The following is a 17,786-nucleotide window of genomic DNA, read 5'->3' as shown; positions in this document are numbered from 1 at the left end:
TCACAGTCGTCTGAGACCGCAGGTGATCGCTCGATGGGAGAATCGGGTCCGTGACGATCGGACCTGGGGATTTTGAACTGACCGTGGACGAACTGCGCGTCGTCGCCCACTACGTTCTGGAGAGCGCTGAGGAAGTTCTTCCCGTGTTCGAGGAGGCCAACCCCGGCGATCCTCGGCCTCGTGCAGCCATTGACGCTGCGCGGGAGTTCGTGAACGGCGCCAGAAGGACAAACCTTCAGCGCATCACCTCCTTGGACGCCCACCGGGCGGCGAAGGAAGCGACCACGGAGGCCGCACAGCTGGCTGCGCGCGCTGCGGGAGATGCCGCCTCTGCGGCCTACCTTCATCCGATCGCGAAAGCCACCCAAGTGGGTCACATCCTGAGAGCCGCCGCAAGCGCCGCGCGCGTTGGAGAATTGAACGAGGACGATGATTTCGCCGTCGGGCTCCGACTGATCGAGAAGGCTCGACAACGCGCCACACCCGTTCTGATCGAGGTTCTGAACAGATACCCTCTGGCGCCAACTGGCAAGACCCGTGCAGCACAGCTCATGACCATCCTGGACGCGTCCCTGCGCATGCCCCGCCAAGCTGAGGGTTAGCCACGGCACTGCCGCTAACCCTCACCGACAACTGCGGCCGGCCTCCCTGACAGGGGGCCGGCCGCAGCCGTTCCGGGTCCGGCCGCCGGGTCCCAGTGCCGGCCGGACCAATGCCCGTTCTCGTCCAGCCACCGCGGACACTGGGCGGTCCACGGTCTGAGTCGAGCCGGGTCGGCAGCCTCCACGCACCTGTCGGGGGCACGCTGACGGCAGGCTGACCGAGGCTCCCAAACTACCGCGATACCCCACCCCCAGGGCCAGCGGAACCACTCGATCGAAGTGGGGCCAAATCACCTTGCTACAGGGGCGTGAATCACACCGCCTCACGCCCCCTCCAGCCCAACCATGGAGCCAGGAACCCTCCGTCGACTGGAGCCCAAAAACGTCCTTAGAAACAGGCCAGCTGCCGGTGGTGCGGGTGCGGCGCCCCGCCGGTGGTGATCAGGGCGGTCAGCTGCCGGGCGCACCGGGAGCGGGCCGACGCGGCCTTCAGCGCTTGGTGCTGCTGCTCCCCGTTCAGTTCGGCCAGTCCTTTGACCTGTGCGCACAGTTGCTCCCAGGTGATGGTCGCCCCGAGCCGGGCGATGTGCTCCAGGACGTCGCACACGGCGTCGGCCACGGCACCGACCTCTGCCGAGGCAGCCGCAGAAGCCGGCGCCCGGCGCGGGCCGGCGCGCGTGGCCTGCTGTGCTGCGGCCCACGGCGCGGGCTCCTTCACGGCGGCGGGGGCCGGTGCCGCCGCAGCCTTGGGTGCGGGCGCCGGTGCCGGGGTGGCCTTCGGTGCTGCGGCGGGCGGGACCGTGGACCGGCTGCGCTTGTCCCATGATCCGGCGGCGCTGATGGCGGGTCAGCCACGGCCCGGCCGCCTGGGCCTGGGCCTGCAGCCGGGCCACCAACTGCTGCATCTCCTCGGCCCTCATGCGGCCGCGCCGTCGTTCCAGCGCGTCCAGGAGGTCGTTGACCGCCTCGGCCGCGCGCCCTGCGGCACTGCTGCCGCTGCGCAAGCGGCCCCCGCGCCGGGCCCGGGACGCGGCGGCGGGTGGGGCGACGGCGCCGACGCCGCGCTCGCGGCGCAGGAGCAGGTCGGCGCCCGCGCGCAGCAGCGTGTCCTCCTCGGCGCTCGCGCCGCCGTGCACCGCTCTCTCCGCGCGGGTGAGGCAGTGGCGCACCTCGCTGGTGCTGGGCTCGTCCTCGACAGCCCGGCGCAGTGTGTCGAAGGCGTTCTGCCGGTCGTCGGCCGCTTGGGGCGCGGCCACCGGCCGTGCGGCAGCAGTCTCTGCGGGCACGGGCACGCGGTGGGGGAAGTCGATCGCGGTACGGGAGCGCAGGCGGCGCACCTCCTTGGCTGCGGGCGTCGACAGTCCCCAGGAGGTGAGGCGGCAGGCGTCCAGGGGCACCCACTCGGTCCGCTCGTGCAGCTGCGTTCCGATCATGACGCGCCGCCTCTGGCTGTCGGTGTCGCAGCGGATGCGCAGCACGTAGCCGTGGACGGTGAGCTGGCACGGGTCATGCCCCACCCCGGGGCCGAGGAGCAGCTGCGTGTTCTCGTCCGGCGCCGTCGGTGCGGCGCGTCCAGCAGGACCCGCAGGCAGCCGCGCTCGCCCGGATCGAACAGCACCTCGCTGCCTGCCCGTTCGAGGTCCGCGGGCAACCGGGCGGCCGCGGCGATGCCCTGGCCGTCCAGCCAGGCAAGGATCTGCTGCTTGATGTAGAGGTGGTCGGCGCCGGACACCCCCACCAACCTGCGTCGGCACGCCGCGCGTTCGGGGCCGGCGACGTGGACGAAGTGCGCGACCCGCTGCTTGGGCGTCCTGATCGTCAAACGCCCCCGGCAGCCGCCCAGCCACTGCCCGCACCAGAACGTCTGCCCCACATGGGCCTGCCGGAAGGCACGCGCCTGCGCGGCCTGCATGGGCAACAGCGCAGGAGCCTGCGATCCCGCACCGCCGATCACCGCGGTCTGCACCAGACGCTGGTCGCGCAACGCCACCTCCCGTGCCGGTCGGCTCATGGCCTTCAGTGTCTGCCCCCGCACGGCGGCCGGGAAGACACCGTGCCCAGCTTGGTCACCGCGTGCTTGCGCCGCCTGGGATCGCGGTACGGCGCCCGGCGCCGAACTCGCCGCGGGCTGCGGGCAGGAACGGGTGGACTACGAACCGGCCCTGTAGCGCGGCCGGAGACCGCGGACGGACGCAGGTGTCCGTGTTCCCCAGCACGGCCAGCGCTGCCCCCCCCCCCGAAACCTCGCCGCCCGCCGCGGCGGGCAGGCCGTACACACCCGTCCCCGGGGGAGGGGGGTAGTGGGTCACGGCACCAGACGCTGGTGGCCGGCCGGGGGAGCAGGACGGGACCGGCCTTTGCGGCCAACGCCGTTGTCAGTACCTGGTCATAGGGTGCCGGGCATGGCCCGTTCCTGGACACGACTGCATGAGCACCTCGGCACGCCGCCCGGCCCGCTCACCTTCGACATGGTCGCGAAGGCGGCCGCCGGCCGACTGGCCGAGTCCGACGACCTGGACTGGAAGGAACAGCTTCCCCAGTCCCCGCGGGAGGGCCGGTGGAACGAACTGGCCAAGGACGTCGCCGCGATGGCCAACACCCGCGGCGGTCTGATCATCTTCGGCGTCCGGGACACCACCTGTGAGCTCACCGGCATCGACCCAGCTCAGGCGAACACCGAGCAGTACGCCCAGTGGATCCGCAACCACATCCACCCCTACCTCTCCGGCCTCACCTTCACCACCCTCACCTCCCCCGACGGCACCCGCAGCGTGCTGGTGGCCGATGTCCCCGCCAGCCCCATGGCCCCGCACCTGGTCTACGGCACCGCCGCCCGCGACAAGGACCAGCAGGCCGCCGTCGCCCCTTACCGCGACCGCGACCACACCGCCTGGATGGCCGAGCACCAGCTCGAACGCGCCTACCGCGACCGCTTCACCCGCGCCGCGCAGACGGACGACACCCTGCGGCAACTCCTGGACCACACCCGGCAGACGGTGACCCTGCAGCAGCGGGAGGCCTCCGCCTGGTTCATCGCTGCTGCCCGTCCCGAACACCCGCTGCCCCGCGCCGCCGCCCGCATCACCCACCCGGGCGCCCGCCTCGTGGTTGCCCAGGCCCGCGACCGCATCGCCCAGCAGCCCGGCAGCGGCCACAACCCCGGGCTCCTGGAGAGCCTGGGGATCGTCAGCGACCCGCGCCCCGGCCTGCGCCGCTGGGTGTTCAGCACTCTGCAACTGGGCGCCGGACGGGAGACCTACGCCGAACTCCACGACGACGGAACCCTCGTGCTGGCCGCCAACCTCACCTTCAGGACCTCCCGGGACCGTCTGCGCGCCGACGACCTGCCCTACGGGCTCCTGGTGCACCAGGACACCCTCGACGCGTGCTGCCGCGACCTGTGCCTTCTCACCTCACAACTCGCCCGCCACCTGAGCCTGGACAGCAGCTTCCTGCTCGACGCCACGGTCACCACCGGCTCACAGAAGGCCGTGCCGCTGATTCCCGTCGTACTGGACCATCCCGACTTCACCTCCGTGCCCGACCGCGCCCGGTACCCGCACGCGATCCAGCGCGTCACCGCCGGCCTGCTCCCTGCCGACACCGACGAAGCCCTCCAGGACAGCGCGCAAGAACTGTTCACCGACCTGACCAACCAGTTCGGGCTCGACGCCCGACCGTGAGCGGCCCGCTCACCGAAAGGAAACGCCCCGCCGTGCTCCAGGAAACCCCCGTCTACGACCGGCTCGTCACCGAACGCGGCGACATCCCCGCACAAGTCCGCAGCGAGGCCGACCGCCTTCAGCGCCAGCTGGGACAGGCACTGCGCCTGAGACCCGCCGCCCGCCTGGACACGCCGCCGCCCGCCCCGGTCCGCCGGCCCCGCACACCGCCCCCTGAAGCCGGACACCGTGCAGGCCGTTCTCCGCGGCGCCTTCCTCGTTCGGCCCTGGCCGCTGAGGCGGCAGGGGGCGGCTGCGCCGCAAGCACCGGGTCCGCAGCGAGCGACGTGATTTGTTCACGCTGCGAAATCTTCCGGTCCGCTGAAAACTCCACTTTCGTGAACCGTGATTTCGTCAGACGCGGACTCTCCGAGTCGCCCAGAATGAAAAACTGACCCGCTCAAGTCTGTGTGATCCGTGAATGTAGGCCAAATGGCGCCGACATGCCGGTACGGGAAAGTTGATTCACCATTTCCAACGAACCGAAAAGTGCTTAAAATATTCACTGTGAGATTCCCGGAGATTTGGGAACGAAAAAAGCGCTGCGAGGGTAGAAAACAAACCCTCGCAGCGCTTAGAATGGTTGTGTCCGGTGGAACCATTTCGCGATGATTCCACCGGACGCAGTCTCGGATGATTCACAGCCCGGGAGTCTGTGTCGAGGTGACCGTTCAAGACTTCCGGGGCGACCGGGACGGTTGCAGGACCCGGGACCACCTGCCTGTGGGACCGGGTTCTGCAGCCCTACATGTACTGCTGGACCAGGGGAAACACCTGCTCCTGCGCTGTCAGCCACGCCGAGGTGGCGAGGTGGCTGCCGTAATACACGATCCCCAGCGTCCAGTACGTCCTCTCCGTCCGCGGCCGCTGGCCGTGGAGCGGGTGCGGCGTGCTGGACGACTTCTTGGCGGGGGTGGGCTCGCCCGTCTCGGCCGACTCCTTGTCTTTCTTCTCGTCGCCGGCCATGACGTGATCTTCCTTTCTCCGCAGCCCCTTGCGGGCTGGGTTGATATCAGCTTACCGGTAAAGGGAACAGGCCCTCTTTTCGGCTTGATCAAGTGCGTTCCATTCGCGTTCCGGGGGGCGCGAGTTGGGTGTTTTGACCGTCTTTAAATTTGCCTCCTCGGGTCGCGCGGGACCCCATTCGGTGATCTGCGTCTCACTTATGCGCGAAGGGGCCCGGGAAAGCCCGAACTTATGTGCCAGGTACACGAATGGCTCGGAAAGGCATCTTGAAGAGCCGGGGCGAGCCCGTACGGCTACTGCGGATCGCGGCGCGGGGGCAGCATCCGCTCCATCCGCGCGCGAAGATCCTCACCCTGCGGCGCACGAGCCTCAAAGGCGCTCTGCAGCGCCTCCAGTTCGTCCTCGCTCATCAACGCCGGATCCGGGCGCCGGTGCCGCAGCACCGCCTCGTACCCGTCCCCGTCCTCCTCCTTCTCCTCGTCATTGTCGGGGACGATCTCACCGAGGTAGCGCAGACGCGCGCGCTCGTCCTGAAGGCGCCCATGGGCGAGGTCGATCGCCGCGCACGGGTACAGCCCGCCGCCCGGATACGCATCCTCGACCCGGTCCCGGGCGGCCAGCAGGGCGTGTGCCTCGGGCTCCGGTACGTCGCAGGCCTTCAAGAACGCCTCCAGCAACTGGGCGGTGACCGGGGCCTTGTCACGCAGCAACCACGCCCCCAGCTCAGCCTGCTCGACAGCCGCTGGCGCGCGCCCGTTGGCCGCGTGGCGCCTCACGGCAGTGCACCGTGGCGCCCAAAGCAGTGGGAGAGCGCACCGGGCGGCGGGAAACGCCCGGCACGCCGACTGCAACCACACATGAGTGATGCCTCCTTATCGCACGCATGAAAAACCGGCGCGCGCCGCAGGGCACGCGAGACGGGGAAGTCGTGTCCGCGGGGCAGGAGATGGCCGCCCCGCGCCGACCGGCTGATCGTGGCAGGGCGACCCGGTCGAACGCCAACGGCTCAACGGCACGGACGGAAACGTACGTACCCCCTTGCACCGTGCATCGCCGCAGTTCAGACGCTTTTGTGCGACACCGGTGGCCGAGCTTGGCGGCGCAGCATGCGGAACACACCTTCGACACGCAGACCACCACCGCGGGCCAGCTCACTGCTGCGACCGTCGCTCCCCGCTTCCCATCAGGGGCGACGGCCGCAACCAGCAATTCGTTGGCCGTGACCGTCCCCTTCCTCGCCAGGGCATGGGCCGACCGCTACCGCAGCATTGCTGAGACCACTTCCTGCACCCCGGCGTGGGCATCGGCCGCTGCGGCCTTGGAGCCCTCGTTTTGGACCGTGAGGGCGTAGTGGCGCAACATCTTCGCTGCGCGCGCCGCCGCGGCACGAAGCGGCGGATCCGGCCGCCCGAACGCCTCCTCGCCCTCCAGAAGGTGAGCAAGAGCCCGCCACAGGAGGAGTGCGTCGGCCTCGGAGTCTGCCCCAGGACTTCCTACCTGGCAGCCGATTCCGAGCCGCCCCAGATCGATCGTCGCGCGCCGTCCTGCTTCACCCGGTGCGGGGGAAAGAACCTGGAGAGCCAGCCGGAAGGAGTACGTCTGCGGTGTCGTGCGCAGCCGCTCCCGCACGGCATCCGCTGCCAGACTCTGCACCGCCCACACGTCCCGGTAGCAGTCGGTCAGATCAGGCGTCTGCACGGTCGTGAAACCCGTGCACAGCGCATGATGCAGAGGCTCCCTGAAGGAGTCCGCCAACAGGTCCTCCAGCCTTCGCACCTTCGGCATAGACGGCGTCAGGTCGCAGGAGGTGATCGTCAGAAGGTTCCCCATCATCCTGGTGACGTACAGAGGGCGATCGCTTTGATACCGGGCCAGAGCGATCACGCCAGTTGCATCCTCCTGCCTCCTCTTCTCCTCGACGGCCTTCCGGTGTGCCGCGTCACTGATGATGCGTCCGGCCTCGGCCCGGGCGTCGTCGACGACGGCTTGGGCCTGCTGCTGCGCCTGGGCGAGGAGTTCGCCGGCGTCGCGGCGGGCCTGCTCGATGATCTGCGCTGCGCTTGCCCGGGCGGATGCCGCCTGCCGTGCAGCGTGCAGGTTCTCCACCGCCGCGGCCCACAGTCCATCGTTCTTGCCCGAGGGCGAGCCGTCCGTGGAGCACGGGTCGCAGGAGCGTGTTGCCGTCAAGCGGGCCGCGGCATCCACGATCACCGCCGCAGGCACGCTCGTGAGGGCGGCGCCGTCGTTGAGCGCCGGCTGCCCGGCCAGCTCGGCGAGGGCCTGCTCGGCGCCGGGAACGTGGTGGCCGGCGGCCACCTGCAGCCACCGCCTGGCAGCGTCGAGGTCGCCGCGCTCAAGGTACTCATGACCCAGCGCGTACGCCTCGTACCCCAGCACCGCCGCATCGGCCCGCGCCTTCAGCGCCGCGCGCTCCTGCGGGCTGCGGCCCTTCAGACGCTTCATGATCGCGGCGAAGCCGTCCGTCTCCTGCGCCGAGCTCAACGTGCTGTCCGTAAGCACGCCGTCGTGCAGCGTGCCTTCCTTGTCGTCTACGGGGTTCACCGGTGCATCTCCTCCGTCCGCCCGGCAGAGGCGTAACTGTCCATGCGCGGCGACGTCCTCAGCCTCACCAGCGCCCTCTTGAGGATCTTCTTCATGTTGTCGATGCCCACCTCGAGCACGGCGGCGCAGTCCTTGACCGGAAGGTCGGCCAGATAGCGCAGCACCAGCGCCTCCCGGTGCCGCTCCGACAGCTCCGACAGGGCCCGCTCGAGGTCGAAGCGCAACTCGACGCCTGCAAAGTCGTCCGCGTGCTCACTTTCGGTCAGGGCCTTCTCCAGCTGCCCCGCCTCCACGCTCAACGTCCGGCCACTGCGGCGCAGATGGTCGATCAAGCGGCAGTTCGCGATCCGGTACAACACCGCTCGCGGAGCCGGATGGCCGGGCCTGGCCTGCCACCAGACGAAGAACTGCTCGAACGCCTGGCCCACAAGGACCCGGGCGTCGTCCCGGTTCGTCATGCGGGTCAAGAAGGCGGTCAGCTTGGCGGCGTTCGCCTCGTAGAACACGGCGAACTGCTCCTCGTCGATCTCCTGGCGCCCGGGAGCCGGGGCCGGGGCGTGGTCGGGCCCGGTCGTATCTGGGTGGTCCTGCACGGTCATCGGCACCGCCCGTATCCGGCCGGCCACCCGCGCGACCGCGTGCTGTTCCTCCAGGCCGCACCGGCGGGCACCCCCTCGGGGGCCAGCAATTGCTGCACCTTGTTCACCGTCCTGCTCCTCGTCGAACCTCGGCCTCTCCCTGGGGTCATCGCGTGAGGGGCCGGTAACGGGTACCGATTCCTTCAAGATTTTTTACGCGGGTCCGTGGCTCGGCGGATCCGGCTCTTCGGCGGGCCGGGCAGGCGCGGCGCTTGGACGGGCCGCGCGGGCATCGTGCCTGGTATCCGACTTGGCTTCCGGCCCGCTCCTGCCGCCGCGTACGGCCGTCATCGCAGCCCTCCCCTCGGCGCGAACCTTCGCGAGCGTCAGGGAGCCGAGGTGGCGGCGTCACGCTCATCTGGATGGCACGGGGACCTTCAGGGCGTGGGTCAGGGCACGTTGAGCGTTTTGGCGAAGAGGCGGGCGAGGGGATGCATTTGGTAGTGCGCAGGTCCGGCGGGGGTCAGCAGACCCGCGTCGACCAGATTCTCGAGCAGGTTCTCCGTCGCGGGGAGGCTGCGGTGGAGGAGTTCTGCTGCTTCGGCCAGGGAGAGGAAGGGATTCGTGGAAGTGCTCAGCAGCAGGAAGGCACGCGCCTGTTCCGCATCCAGCAGGCCGTAGCTGCGCGTGAATGCGGACTTCACGGCCAGGTCCCCTACCTGGAGTTCCTCCAGCCGGCAGCGCTCGTCCGTAAGTTTTTCCGCCAGGTCCACTACCGCCCAGGCGCGGCGGGCTGCCAGCCGGGAGGCGGCGATGCGGATGGCCAGGGGAAGAAAGCCGCAGGCCGCCACCACGTACTGGGCTGCCGTGCGCTCGTCGGCGATCCGTTGTTCGCCAGCAATACGGGCGGCGAGATGGAGCGCCTCGTCAGGAGACAGGACGTCGAGCTCCACCAGGTGGGCGCCGACCAGATCGGGCATCCGCCTGCGCGATGTGACCAGGACACCGCAGCCCTCGGCGGCCGGCAGCAGCCACCGCACCTGCGCCGCATCCCGGGCATCGTCCAGCACGACCAGCACACGGCGGCCGTGCAGGACGGAGCGATACAGCGCCGAACGTTCCGCGACACCCTCCGGAACGGCCTGCTCGGCGACGCCAAGGGCGCGCAGTGCTGCGCCGAGAGCTGCAGTCGGCTCCGTCTGCTGCAGGTCGATGTAGAGCTGGCCGTCCGGGAAGTGCCGCTGGACGGCCTGCCCCACGTGCACCGCCAACGTCGTCTTGCCCACGCCGCCGGCCCCGGAGATGGCGGCGAGCGGCATGCTCCCGTTCGCGGCGGCGCTAAGTACGCCGACCAGCTCCGCAGCCACAGCCGCATGTCCGGTGAAATCCGGAATGCCGGGCGGAAGTTGCGCCGGTCGAATCCCTGTTGCCGCAGCGGCTTCAGCGTCCCCGGACATCTCGGGTTTGAACAACGCTGGATCTGCGCGCAGGATGCGCTGCTGCAGCTCCGAGAGAGCCGGGCGTGGGTCCACCCCCAGCTCGTCGTTGAGCAGCCTGCGCGTGTCCGCGTACACCGCGAGGGCCTCGGCCTGTCGGCCGCCGCGGTACAGCGCCGTCATCAGCAGTTCGCGCAGCCGCTCGCGCAGCGGGTGTTCCACGGTCAGCGCGACGAGCTCGGCGACGGCCTCCGTGTGGCGGCCGCATGCGAGGTCCATGTCCAGGCGTGACTCGTAGAGCTGCATCCGCCATTCCTCCAGCCGGGTGCGCTGAGTCTCCGCATACGGCCCGGGTATGTGAGCGAGGATCTCGCCCTGCCACAGATCGAGCGCCTGCTGGACCAGCAAACGCGCCTGGGACACCTCTCCCCGGGCACGTGCTTTTTCCGCCTGCTCCGCCAAGTCCGTGGCGGTGGCGACGTCCAGGGCCTGGGAGGGCACCCGCAGGGCGTAGCCGCCGGATTCACTGACCAGCGCCGCGGCAGGCAGCACCTTGCGCAGGCGGAAGGCGTAGGTCCGTACGGCCGCCAGTGCCTGTGCAGGCGGCTCGTCGCCCCAGAGCGCGTCGATCAGTTGGCCTGCCGTGGCGGTGCGGCCCTCGCGCAGCAGCAGAGCAGTCAAAAGCGCCTGTTGCTGAGGCGACCCGATCATCAGCTGCTGGCCTGCGTACCAGGCCCGCGGCGGCCCGAGCAACGAGAAATACAGCCCCGAGGACGGTATGGCCGTACTCGGGGCGCTGACCGGCGCACCGACGCCGCGGGCCGTGGAGTTCGAAGGTCCGACCATGGGAGAGCGGGATGCGCTCCGGCCAACAGCGCGCTGCCAGGCGTCGACCCATGACGGATGCTCACTCGCCGCAACCTTGCACGCGGTCAGGAACCCCGTCAGCTGGTGCGCGTCGCGGGGCACCGTCCGGCCCTGCACGATGCGATGGGCCGTGCTGTGCGGCAACCGCTCCGGGCCTGCCCGCCGTTCCATCTCACGCACCGAAGGCCGGCCCGCCCGCTCATACAGCTCACGCAGCCCGGCCCGAAACATGTCGATGCCGTCGATGTCCGAGGCGGTCAGCGCACTTTCGGGGCCACGGGGAGACCGCCTGCGGGCCTGCCTCCACAACTCCATCGCCTCATCCACGGACGCGCCGCAGGCCAGCGCATACGCGCGCACAGCCCGCTCACTGGGCACCGACCGCCCTGATGCCGCCCGCTGCAACGTGGTGGCATGACACTCCACACGAGCGGCCAGCTCGGCATACGAACATCCGCTGGCCGCCCGCTGAGCGCGCAGCCATCGCACCAAGGTCACCAGCGTCCTGTGCGACGAGGCGATCGGTGCTTCCTTGCGCCCCACGGCACAGTCCGTCAGGGCGTAGCGACGGCGTGCGCCGCGCGCAGGATCACGCCGACGAAGCTGCGGCCTCCTCCTCGCATGGCCGTCAGCGTGGCCGTTGCCACCAGAGCGGCACCGGCCAGCACGCCCAGGGCCGCCGCCGGATCCAGGCCGTGCACGGACAACCCGCAGGCGAGCACGGCGATCACAACGATGACCACCGCGTCAGGCAGAGACAGCCTGTGCCGACAGAACGAGTCGTGCACCACACAGCGGGAGAGAGAAGACGTGTGCGACATGGTCGGGCTCCTGAGGTCAAGACCGCCCTCACCGCAGGTAAGGGCAGATTGCGGGCTCCAAGTCGTGCCATCCGAACGGTGTTTGCCGACACCGATCGGATCTGCATCGTGCCATCCGCCCCACACAGCAGGGGATACCCCAAAATCATTGATGCATATATGTCCACGCTTATCGCCCATCGCACGGAACCCGCCCCCAGCAGCTCATGCCGCCTTGACCAGCCAGTTCGCACCGGAACCTGGCTCCTGCGCCAGCCGACCTGCATTCAAGATGCCGCGCTATCCCAATCACGTTCAGAAGTTGTTCAAAGCCGCCCGGCACGCTCATCCCCGTCGGGAATTGCAGACTCTCCCGGCCGCTCCTGAGAGTTGCGGGCTCCACCAAGGCGATCAGGAACCCAGCGCAATCACGTTGCCGCGTGAGAGCGCCCGAGGCCGGCGCTTCCGAACAGAAGCGCCGGCTCCGTATCCGTAGGCCCTCGAGCGTCGCTAGGTGCGTCAGGGATGTGCGCCGGTGATGCAGAGTGCGAGCGCTGGCCGGGCGGACATGCCTCGCCGAGGTAGAGGCACACGACGCCGCCGAGACCGACGACGGCCACCTGCTGACGATGGTCCTTGAGGAGAGCAAGCACCGAAAGCTCGCCGGGCACGGCCACACCCTGCTGCATCACTTCACCGTCCGCTGCCTCGCCCGCGCAACATCTCACTGATGGGGGCGATCTTGTCCTTCAGGACGGTGACGACCCTGAACAGGTCCACGCCCTGTTGGCCCACCTGCGGGCAAACGCGCTGGAGCACTCCTGACCCGACACCAAGCGGGGCAGCCTGCCGCCCGGCCCGGGCCGGCCAACCGGTGCCCCGCAGCTCCCGTCCCGGCCCTGGGCACGGCAGAGCGTGCTGCTCCGCGCGGCTTCCTGCGGCAGCCGTGCCCGGGCCCGGCCGCCAGTATGACTGTTGCCTCCGCCGGGTGACGCCTGCCTCGTTTTCCGCCGCCATGCACCGTGCGAGCGGTATCAACGCAGCATGCTCTGCACCGCGTTGCACGCCCTGACGGCCGCCGTTCTTCTTGCTGTGCCCCTCACCGTCCCGGCGGCCGCGGACTCGGCCCGCGTGGTCGCGCCGCTGCCGCTGGCCGCCGCGGTGGACCTGCTGCCCTCCGCTGTGGAGTCCCGCGACGGCTACCAGCGCTCCCGTTTCCGGCACTGGACCGACGCCGACCGCGACGGGTGCTCCACGCGCGCCGAGGTCCTGATCGCCGAGTCCCGCACCGAGCCGACCGTCGCAGCGGGCTGCAAGATGACGGCGGGCGCGTGGTACTCCTTCTACGACGGCACCACGCTCACCGCGCCGGGCGGCCTGGACATCGACCACATGGTCCCTCTCGCCGAGGCCTGGGACTCCGGCGCCTCCGTCTGGACGGCGAAGCGGCGGGAGGCGTACGCCAACGACCTGGACGCCGAGCGCAGTTTGGTGGCCGTCACCGCCCGCAGCAACCGCTCCAAGAGTGATCAAGATCCTGCCGACTGGCTGCCACCGCTGGCCGATGCCCGCTGCACCTACGCCGCGCACTGGGTGGCGACCAAGCTGCGCTGGCAGCTGGCCGCCGATGAGCGCGAGCACGCCGCTCTGGCCGAACTCGCCGCGGGCTGCGGGCAGGAGCGGGTGGACTACGAACCGGCCCCGTAGCGCAGCCGGAGGCCGCAGGCGCGCGCAGATGTCCGTTGTTCCCCGCCACGGCCGGGGCAGCCCGCCCCGAGACCTCGCTGCCCGCCGGGCACGGGGGGAGGGTGTCAGGGGGGTCACTGCACCAGGCGCAGGTGGCCAACCCACCCACCTACTCCGCCTTGCAGGGCGCCCCCGCGAAAGACGGCTCACGAGCACGGCGCGCATCGCATGACGGCGGCTTCTTGCTGCGGCCTCCGCCGTGGCCCCGGCGAGCCGGTGCTGCCCGCTATGGACCGTGCGCGGCCGGATGCGCCGGTGAAAGACGAAGCGCCCGCAGGCGGGGCCCAGGAGTTCCCGCGCGTGTAGGGCCCGGCTGCGGTGGGCGCGGGGGCCGGGGTGCAGCCGTGACGGTGATGGGCCGCGACAGGGTATGGCGTTGGGCCATGGCGGTATGGCTGGTCCTCGTGGCCGCCGCGGACGGGCTGACCCTGTGGTGGCAGAACCCGGAACAGCCGCAGCGGCACGGAGGGCAGGAGCCCCGCCCCACGCCTGCGCTGCCCGAGGGATGGCAGTTGGCGTGCGCGCACGCCACACCCGACGAGAACGGCCGCGCGCTCTGCTTCATCAGAACCCGCTAGAGATCTTCAATGGCGGGGGTTACGGCGGTTGGAGGTCAAGTCCGGTCTTGGCGATGAGCCCTTCGATGAGGTGGGGCCGGTACTGCATTAGTTTCAGCCGGGTCTTCACCAGCGCGGTGAGCTGGTCGAGACTGTGTTTGGTGAGGTTGGCCAGTGACCTCTTCAGGTGCGACCACACGCCTTCGACCGGGTTGAACTCCGGTGCGTACGGCGGCAGCTGGTAGACGGTCAGCCATAACCGCGCGGCGATCAGCTTCCGCATGGTGTGGCTGACGTGCGTGTTCAGGTTGTCCCACACCAGGACGACGGGGCCGCCGAGCTGCTGGTGTGCGGCATCCAGCAGGCGGGCGTAGTCGGTCTCGGTGAAGCCCTTGCGCCGGCCCTTCGCGGGGCCGCGGTCGAGGTGGACGCGGTAGATCAGCCGTGGCCGGCGGCCGGCCCTGGTGCAGATCAGCGCGGCCATCGAGACGCGTTTGGTGCCCTGGGCGGTGACCTTCACGACGGGTGTGTTGCCCCGGCGGCCCCAGGTACGGCCCTTCGGCGGCCTCAGGCCCTGACCTGCCTCGTCCTCGAAGCAGAGCCAGGCGCCCAGGTCCGCCGCCGTCTTTTTATGACGGGCCACTGCTCGTCCTTCCAGGCGGCGATCTTCGACTCGTCCCGCTCGGTGGCCTTGCGGCTCGGGACCTGCACGCTCCAGCCGATGCGGTGCAGCAGCAGGTCAAAGCCGGCCAGGGTGTAGTCGACACCGAACCGGCGGTGAACGGTCTCAGCGATCCTCGCCAGCGTCCAGCACTGGTCGCTCCAGCCGTACGCGGCCGGACCGGCCTCCAGCACCGCCTCCAAGGTGCGCAGTTGACCGGCGTCAAGCTTGCAGCGGGCGCCTCCAGGCCCCTTGGAGACCAGAGCCTGGCGACCGCCCGAAGCCAGGGCCCGACGCCAGCGATTCGCCGACATCCGCGTCACCCTGAACCGCCGGGCCACCTCCCTGTCACTGGCCCCTGCCTCGATCAAGTCAGCCGCCGCGAGCCGGACTTGCTCGCGCCGATCCCGCTCCTCGGCCGTCAGCCCACCGCCATCGGGATACCTCATACCTCCGGCATAGCGCGACCCACACCACCCGTCACGACCCCACGTAACCCACACCGTTAAAGATCTCTAGCCACCCTGCCCGCCCCAAACACGGCGGCGCGCGAGGGGCCGGCCTGCGTCTTTCCGCCGGCTACTCCCGCCCACAGACGGACTCTGCCCCCGCACCGCGGGCGGCCAGGGCAGCGCCGAGACCGCCGGCACAACGGACGAGACCGCCCCGGGCCGCCGCAGGCGCGCCTGATCCCCGTCACGACTCTTGACAGAAGGGTCAATTGTGGCCATTCGCACGGTCGACCCCGATAGAAGGGGACGTGCATGGGCACGTTCTCCTGGCGCTACCTGGCCTACGCCGACGGCTCGTTCTGCCGCATGAGCAACACCGACCACAGCCTCGACGCCTACACCGACGCTGACCTCGCCCACCTGGAAGCCCTGCACCGCGGCGACGAAGCACACGAAGTGGCCTGGCGGGCGTGCTCCCGCTGCCGCGGTGGCCTCACCCTGTACTGGCGGGGCCCGTGGGTGTCCGGTGTCATGAGGGAGCTGTGCCCGGCATGCGACACCCACAAGCGGCCGCCCGCGCCTTCCTCGCCTGGCACCAGGATCCCGGCCGTGACCCGGCCGTCCTGCCGCGGCTGCTCAAGGGCTGGGAGAGTGAAACCATGCACGCCCATGGCCGGGCCCGCGCCACCGAACCCGAGACACTCCCGGCCCCACCGCCACACCCTGGCTCGGTGCCGCGCGGGACAGGATGAACACGGCCTTCCCCACCTCTCCCGCCATCGCCTGGATTACCGGAGGGAAACCCCGCCCCACCCGCCCGCCGCGCGGCAACACCCGTCACAGGCGCGTGCGCCCACGCCGTGCACATGTGCCGATGAACGGTGGTCAGTCGGCCATCACCACGGCGGCGTGGAGTTCGCGTACGCCGGTGGTGTGCGGGTGCCGCTCGGCCAGCTCGCTGACGATGGCGCGGATCGCGGGCCGGTCGCGGACCTCGCCGGGGCTGGAGCGGTGGGCGTCCAGCAGCGCCAGGGCGGTCTGCTCGGGACGGTTCCATGCCCACCAGGCCCGCGCCATGTCTGTGCCCAGGCGTGCCCTGCGCTCGGCGGTCGGGAACTGCCCGGGCCGCAGATCCTTCCCGGCCTCCAGCGCGGCGCCCGCGTCGCCGAGCGCCCAGTGCACACCGACCGCGTACAGGCCGACCGCGGCCGCACTGATCGGGAACAGGCGGCCCGGCGGCGGAACCTGAGGCAGTTGCCGGGCGGAACGCCGGGCTTCGGTGACCATCGCCAGCGCTTCACCGCGCTGCCCGCCGCGCGCGGCCGTATACGCCAGCGTGCACAGCATCTGCGCGTACGCCGCAGCGGCGGCGTCGGTGCGCAGTCCGGTCGCTTCCACGTCGGCGGCCGCCGACGCCATCAGGCGCTGGGCCTGGCCGTGGCGGTCCTGGTGGCGCAGCACGATCGCCAGCTCCCGGGCGGCGGCAGCCGCCGCGAGCGGGGAACCGGAGATCTCAGCCCAGGTGCGCGCCCGGTCCGCGGTGAGCCGGGCCCGCTCGTGGGAACCGACCTTGCCGAGCACCGAGGAAGCCAGGGTGTAGACGGCGGACAGCCTCGCCTGGTCAAGGTCCCGGCGGGAAGCGGCCGCCCGGTGCCCGTCCGCGATCAGACCGGGCAGCACGGCCAAGAGCCGCCCGTGCGCCCCCTTGTCGTACAGCGTGCGGGCAGCGGCCACACGGCGCTCCAGCGGCTCCAGGCCGCTGGTGGGCGCGGGGGTGGCGGCGAGGGCCTCATCCAGTCCCATGAGCAGGACGGCCGGTGTGGCGGCCGCCGTGGCGGTGAGCAGCGTGCGGCGGCGCATGGGGTCCTCCTGGGCGTCACGCGAACAGGCCGTCACTCTAGTGCCGGCCACAGTCGTTGCAGCCGGTGGCGCCAGAGAAGTCATCAGGACGTGTCGGGGCATGCCCACTTCGGCCGCTGCCCGGTGCACCAGCGTCAGATCCACCACCCGCGAGCGGCGTTCCAGACGCGAGACGGTGGCCGCCGAGCAGCCGATCCGCTCCCCGAGCGCGGCCAACGTCCACGTACGGTGCTCGCGCCCCAGCCGGATCAGGGCGCCGGGACGGCGCTGCGCGACCAAAGACGTGGCCGTCGTGCTGTTCCAGAGCGGGTCCACGGGCACGAAACCCTCCCACACCGCACGCACTACCGGGGGCGTCCCACGGTAGAGGGACCAGCCGGGCGCCGTCGAGCGTGCTTGCACCACGTGCAAAAGCGTTGCACCGCACGGCAGATGACCACTGCCCGACCCATCGGCACGGTGCGCTGGACGCCTCGCCCCGAGCCGCGGGGCCACCACCCACCGGAGGCACCATGACCACCGCCGCCGTCTCTATCCCGGCCACCGGCCCAAGAACCGGCCCGGCCCGCTGCGCCCGGGACGCCGTGCCCGCCGCCCTGTGGGACAAGCAGGTCCACCTCCTCATGCGGGACCACCCCTACGACTCGGTCATGGCCACCCGGGTCCTGGGCCAGGGCTATGCCTACCTGCTGACCGCGATGCGCCACCGGGGCGAGCGTCTCGGGCTCGCCCCGAGCACCCTCGTCGACGTCGGCGTCCACACCGTCATCCTCGACACCGTCACCTACCTGCAGCTGTGCGAGCGCTTCAACGACGGCCACTTCCTGCACCATGTACCCGAGGTCGAGGCCAAGGACGACGGCTCGGTGCTGCGTACAGCCGACCTGATCGCCGCCGACGGCTGGGAGGTCGACTGGCCGCTGTGGACGGACGCCGCCAAGTGCGGCCCCTGCCACCCGGGCAGCGACTCTCACTGA

Annotated in this window: 17 protein-coding genes and 2 pseudogenes; 7 read left to right on the top strand and 12 right to left on the bottom strand. The window is 70.5% G+C overall.

All coding sequences use genetic code 11. The features are described 5' to 3' along the window. Positions 1–50: 50 nt before the first annotated feature. Positions 51–602: a putative immunity protein gene (locus ACLVWQ_RS28415; protein WP_414112058.1), complete on the top strand. Its 552-nt coding sequence runs from the start codon at positions 51–53 to the stop codon at positions 600–602. A gap of 388 nt (positions 603–990) precedes the next feature. Here ACLVWQ_RS28415 and ACLVWQ_RS28410 read toward each other — a convergent pair whose 3' ends face one another. Next, entirely contained in the window at positions 991–1,221 is a 231-nt protein-coding gene (locus tag ACLVWQ_RS28410) for a hypothetical protein (RefSeq protein WP_414112057.1), read from the bottom strand. Positions 1,222–2,031: 810 nt separating this feature from the next. Further along, on the bottom strand, positions 2,032–2,613 hold the full coding sequence (locus tag ACLVWQ_RS28405) for a competence protein CoiA family protein (RefSeq protein ID WP_414112056.1): 582 nt from the start codon (positions 2,611–2,613) through the stop codon (positions 2,032–2,034). 391 nt (positions 2,614–3,004) lie between these two features. On the opposite strand from ACLVWQ_RS28405, the gene ACLVWQ_RS28400 reads away from it, so the two are divergent. After that, the gene (locus tag ACLVWQ_RS28400) at positions 3,005–4,285 is read left to right on the top strand and encodes a helix-turn-helix domain-containing protein (protein ID WP_414112055.1); all 1,281 of its coding nucleotides are present in this window, start codon (positions 3,005–3,007) and stop codon (positions 4,283–4,285) included. A gap of 783 nt (positions 4,286–5,068) precedes the next feature. On the opposite strand, the gene ACLVWQ_RS28395 is transcribed toward ACLVWQ_RS28400, so the two are convergent. The 7 genes and pseudogenes from ACLVWQ_RS28395 to ACLVWQ_RS28365 all read right to left on the bottom strand — a co-directional run bounded on the left by ACLVWQ_RS28395 (position 5,069) and on the right by ACLVWQ_RS28365 (position 11,554). Then, on the bottom strand, positions 5,069–5,290 hold the full coding sequence (locus ACLVWQ_RS28395) for a hypothetical protein (protein WP_414112054.1): 222 nt from the start codon (positions 5,288–5,290) through the stop codon (positions 5,069–5,071). 293 nt (positions 5,291–5,583) lie between these two features. Further along, on the bottom strand, positions 5,584–6,000 hold the full coding sequence (locus tag ACLVWQ_RS28390; RefSeq protein ID WP_414112053.1) for a hypothetical protein: 417 nt from the start codon (positions 5,998–6,000) through the stop codon (positions 5,584–5,586). Between the two features lie 547 nt (positions 6,001–6,547). Beyond that, the gene (locus ACLVWQ_RS28385) at positions 6,548–7,852 is read right to left on the bottom strand and encodes a hypothetical protein (RefSeq protein WP_414112052.1); all 1,305 of its coding nucleotides are present in this window, start codon (positions 7,850–7,852) and stop codon (positions 6,548–6,550) included. Further along, positions 7,849–8,451, bottom strand: a complete 603-nt coding sequence (locus tag ACLVWQ_RS28380; protein WP_414112051.1) for an RNA polymerase sigma factor — start codon at positions 8,449–8,451, stop codon at positions 7,849–7,851. Before ACLVWQ_RS28380 ends, ACLVWQ_RS28385 begins: the two co-directional genes overlap by 4 nt. Positions 8,452–8,897: 446 nt before the next feature. Continuing rightward, a pseudogene (locus ACLVWQ_RS28375) lies at positions 8,898–10,712 on the bottom strand (BTAD domain-containing putative transcriptional regulator); the annotation flags it as partial. 345 nt (positions 10,713–11,057) lie between these two features. Further along, positions 11,058–11,222, bottom strand: a pseudogene (locus ACLVWQ_RS28370) (helix-turn-helix domain-containing protein); the annotation flags it as partial. 65 nt (positions 11,223–11,287) lie between these two features. Beyond that, a complete protein-coding gene (locus ACLVWQ_RS28365) occupies positions 11,288–11,554 on the bottom strand; it encodes a hypothetical protein (RefSeq protein ID WP_414112050.1) in 267 nt (88 codons plus the stop codon). 524 nt (positions 11,555–12,078) lie between these two features. On the opposite strand from ACLVWQ_RS28365, the gene ACLVWQ_RS28360 reads away from it, so the two are divergent. From ACLVWQ_RS28360 to ACLVWQ_RS28350, 3 genes are all read left to right on the top strand, one after another. Next, positions 12,079–12,264 (top strand): hypothetical protein, encoded by a 186-nt coding sequence (locus ACLVWQ_RS28360; RefSeq protein WP_414112049.1) that lies wholly within the window; start codon positions 12,079–12,081, stop codon positions 12,262–12,264. Positions 12,265–12,577: 313 nt separating this feature from the next. Then, positions 12,578–13,240 carry an HNH endonuclease family protein gene (locus ACLVWQ_RS28355; protein ID WP_414112048.1) on the top strand — a complete coding sequence of 221 codons (663 nt, stop codon included), beginning with the start codon at positions 12,578–12,580 and terminating at the stop codon, positions 13,238–13,240. Between the two features lie 422 nt (positions 13,241–13,662). After that, positions 13,663–13,857: a hypothetical protein gene (locus ACLVWQ_RS28350; RefSeq protein ID WP_414112047.1), complete on the top strand. Its 195-nt coding sequence runs from the start codon at positions 13,663–13,665 to the stop codon at positions 13,855–13,857. 19 nt (positions 13,858–13,876) lie between these two features. Here ACLVWQ_RS28350 and ACLVWQ_RS28345 read toward each other — a convergent pair whose 3' ends face one another. Together ACLVWQ_RS28345 and ACLVWQ_RS28340 are read right to left on the bottom strand one after the other, a co-directional pair. Continuing rightward, on the bottom strand, positions 13,877–14,479 hold the full coding sequence (locus ACLVWQ_RS28345) for a transposase (protein ID WP_414112046.1): 603 nt from the start codon (positions 14,477–14,479) through the stop codon (positions 13,877–13,879). Beyond that, positions 14,404–14,946: a winged helix-turn-helix domain-containing protein gene (locus ACLVWQ_RS28340; protein WP_414112045.1), complete on the bottom strand. Its 543-nt coding sequence runs from the start codon at positions 14,944–14,946 to the stop codon at positions 14,404–14,406. Before ACLVWQ_RS28340 ends, ACLVWQ_RS28345 begins: the two co-directional genes overlap by 76 nt. Before the next feature lie 554 nt (positions 14,947–15,500). Here ACLVWQ_RS28340 and ACLVWQ_RS28335 point away from each other — a divergent pair. Beyond that, complete coding sequence (locus ACLVWQ_RS28335) at positions 15,501–15,701, top strand: hypothetical protein (protein ID WP_414112044.1); 201 nt, start codon at positions 15,501–15,503, stop codon at positions 15,699–15,701. Between the two features lie 133 nt (positions 15,702–15,834). On the opposite strand, the gene ACLVWQ_RS28330 is transcribed toward ACLVWQ_RS28335, so the two are convergent. Continuing rightward, the gene (locus tag ACLVWQ_RS28330) at positions 15,835–17,130 is read right to left on the bottom strand and encodes a helix-turn-helix domain-containing protein (protein ID WP_414112043.1); all 1,296 of its coding nucleotides are present in this window, start codon (positions 17,128–17,130) and stop codon (positions 15,835–15,837) included. A 191-nt stretch (positions 17,131–17,321) separates the two neighbouring features. Between ACLVWQ_RS28330 and ACLVWQ_RS28325 the strand changes: the two genes are divergently transcribed. Then, positions 17,322–17,786, top strand: coding sequence for a hypothetical protein (locus tag ACLVWQ_RS28325; protein ID WP_414112042.1), 465 nt, complete (start codon positions 17,322–17,324; stop codon positions 17,784–17,786).

It is taken from the genome of Streptomyces sp. CWNU-52B, assembly GCF_047444975.1.
Lineage (GTDB): Bacteria > Actinomycetota > Actinomycetes > Streptomycetales > Streptomycetaceae > Streptomyces.
The sequence above is the reverse complement of the archived record's forward strand: the minus strand, read 5'-3'. Positions and strand labels throughout refer to the sequence as shown.

Coding starts and splice junctions, on each gene's coding strand:
- ACLVWQ_RS28405 (WP_414112056.1), bottom strand. CDS start 2,613: ATGAGCCGACCGGCACGGGAGGTGGCGTTGCGCGACCAGCGTCTGGTG.
- ACLVWQ_RS28400 (WP_414112055.1), top strand. CDS start 3,005: ATGGCCCGTTCCTGGACACGACTGCATGAGCACCTCGGCACGCCGCCC.
- ACLVWQ_RS28395 (WP_414112054.1), bottom strand. CDS start 5,290: ATGGCCGGCGACGAGAAGAAAGACAAGGAGTCGGCCGAGACGGGCGAG.
- ACLVWQ_RS28380 (WP_414112051.1), bottom strand. CDS start 8,451: ATGACCGTGCAGGACCACCCAGATACGACCGGGCCCGACCACGCCCCG.
- ACLVWQ_RS28365 (WP_414112050.1), bottom strand. CDS start 11,554: ATGTCGCACACGTCTTCTCTCTCCCGCTGTGTGGTGCACGACTCGTTC.
- ACLVWQ_RS28355 (WP_414112048.1), top strand. CDS start 12,578: ATGCTCTGCACCGCGTTGCACGCCCTGACGGCCGCCGTTCTTCTTGCT.
- ACLVWQ_RS28350 (WP_414112047.1), top strand. CDS start 13,663: ATGGCGGTATGGCTGGTCCTCGTGGCCGCCGCGGACGGGCTGACCCTG.
- ACLVWQ_RS28340 (WP_414112045.1), bottom strand. CDS start 14,946: ATGAGGTATCCCGATGGCGGTGGGCTGACGGCCGAGGAGCGGGATCGG.
- ACLVWQ_RS28335 (WP_414112044.1), top strand. CDS start 15,501: ATGCGACACCCACAAGCGGCCGCCCGCGCCTTCCTCGCCTGGCACCAG.
- ACLVWQ_RS28325 (WP_414112042.1), top strand. CDS start 17,322: ATGACCACCGCCGCCGTCTCTATCCCGGCCACCGGCCCAAGAACCGGC.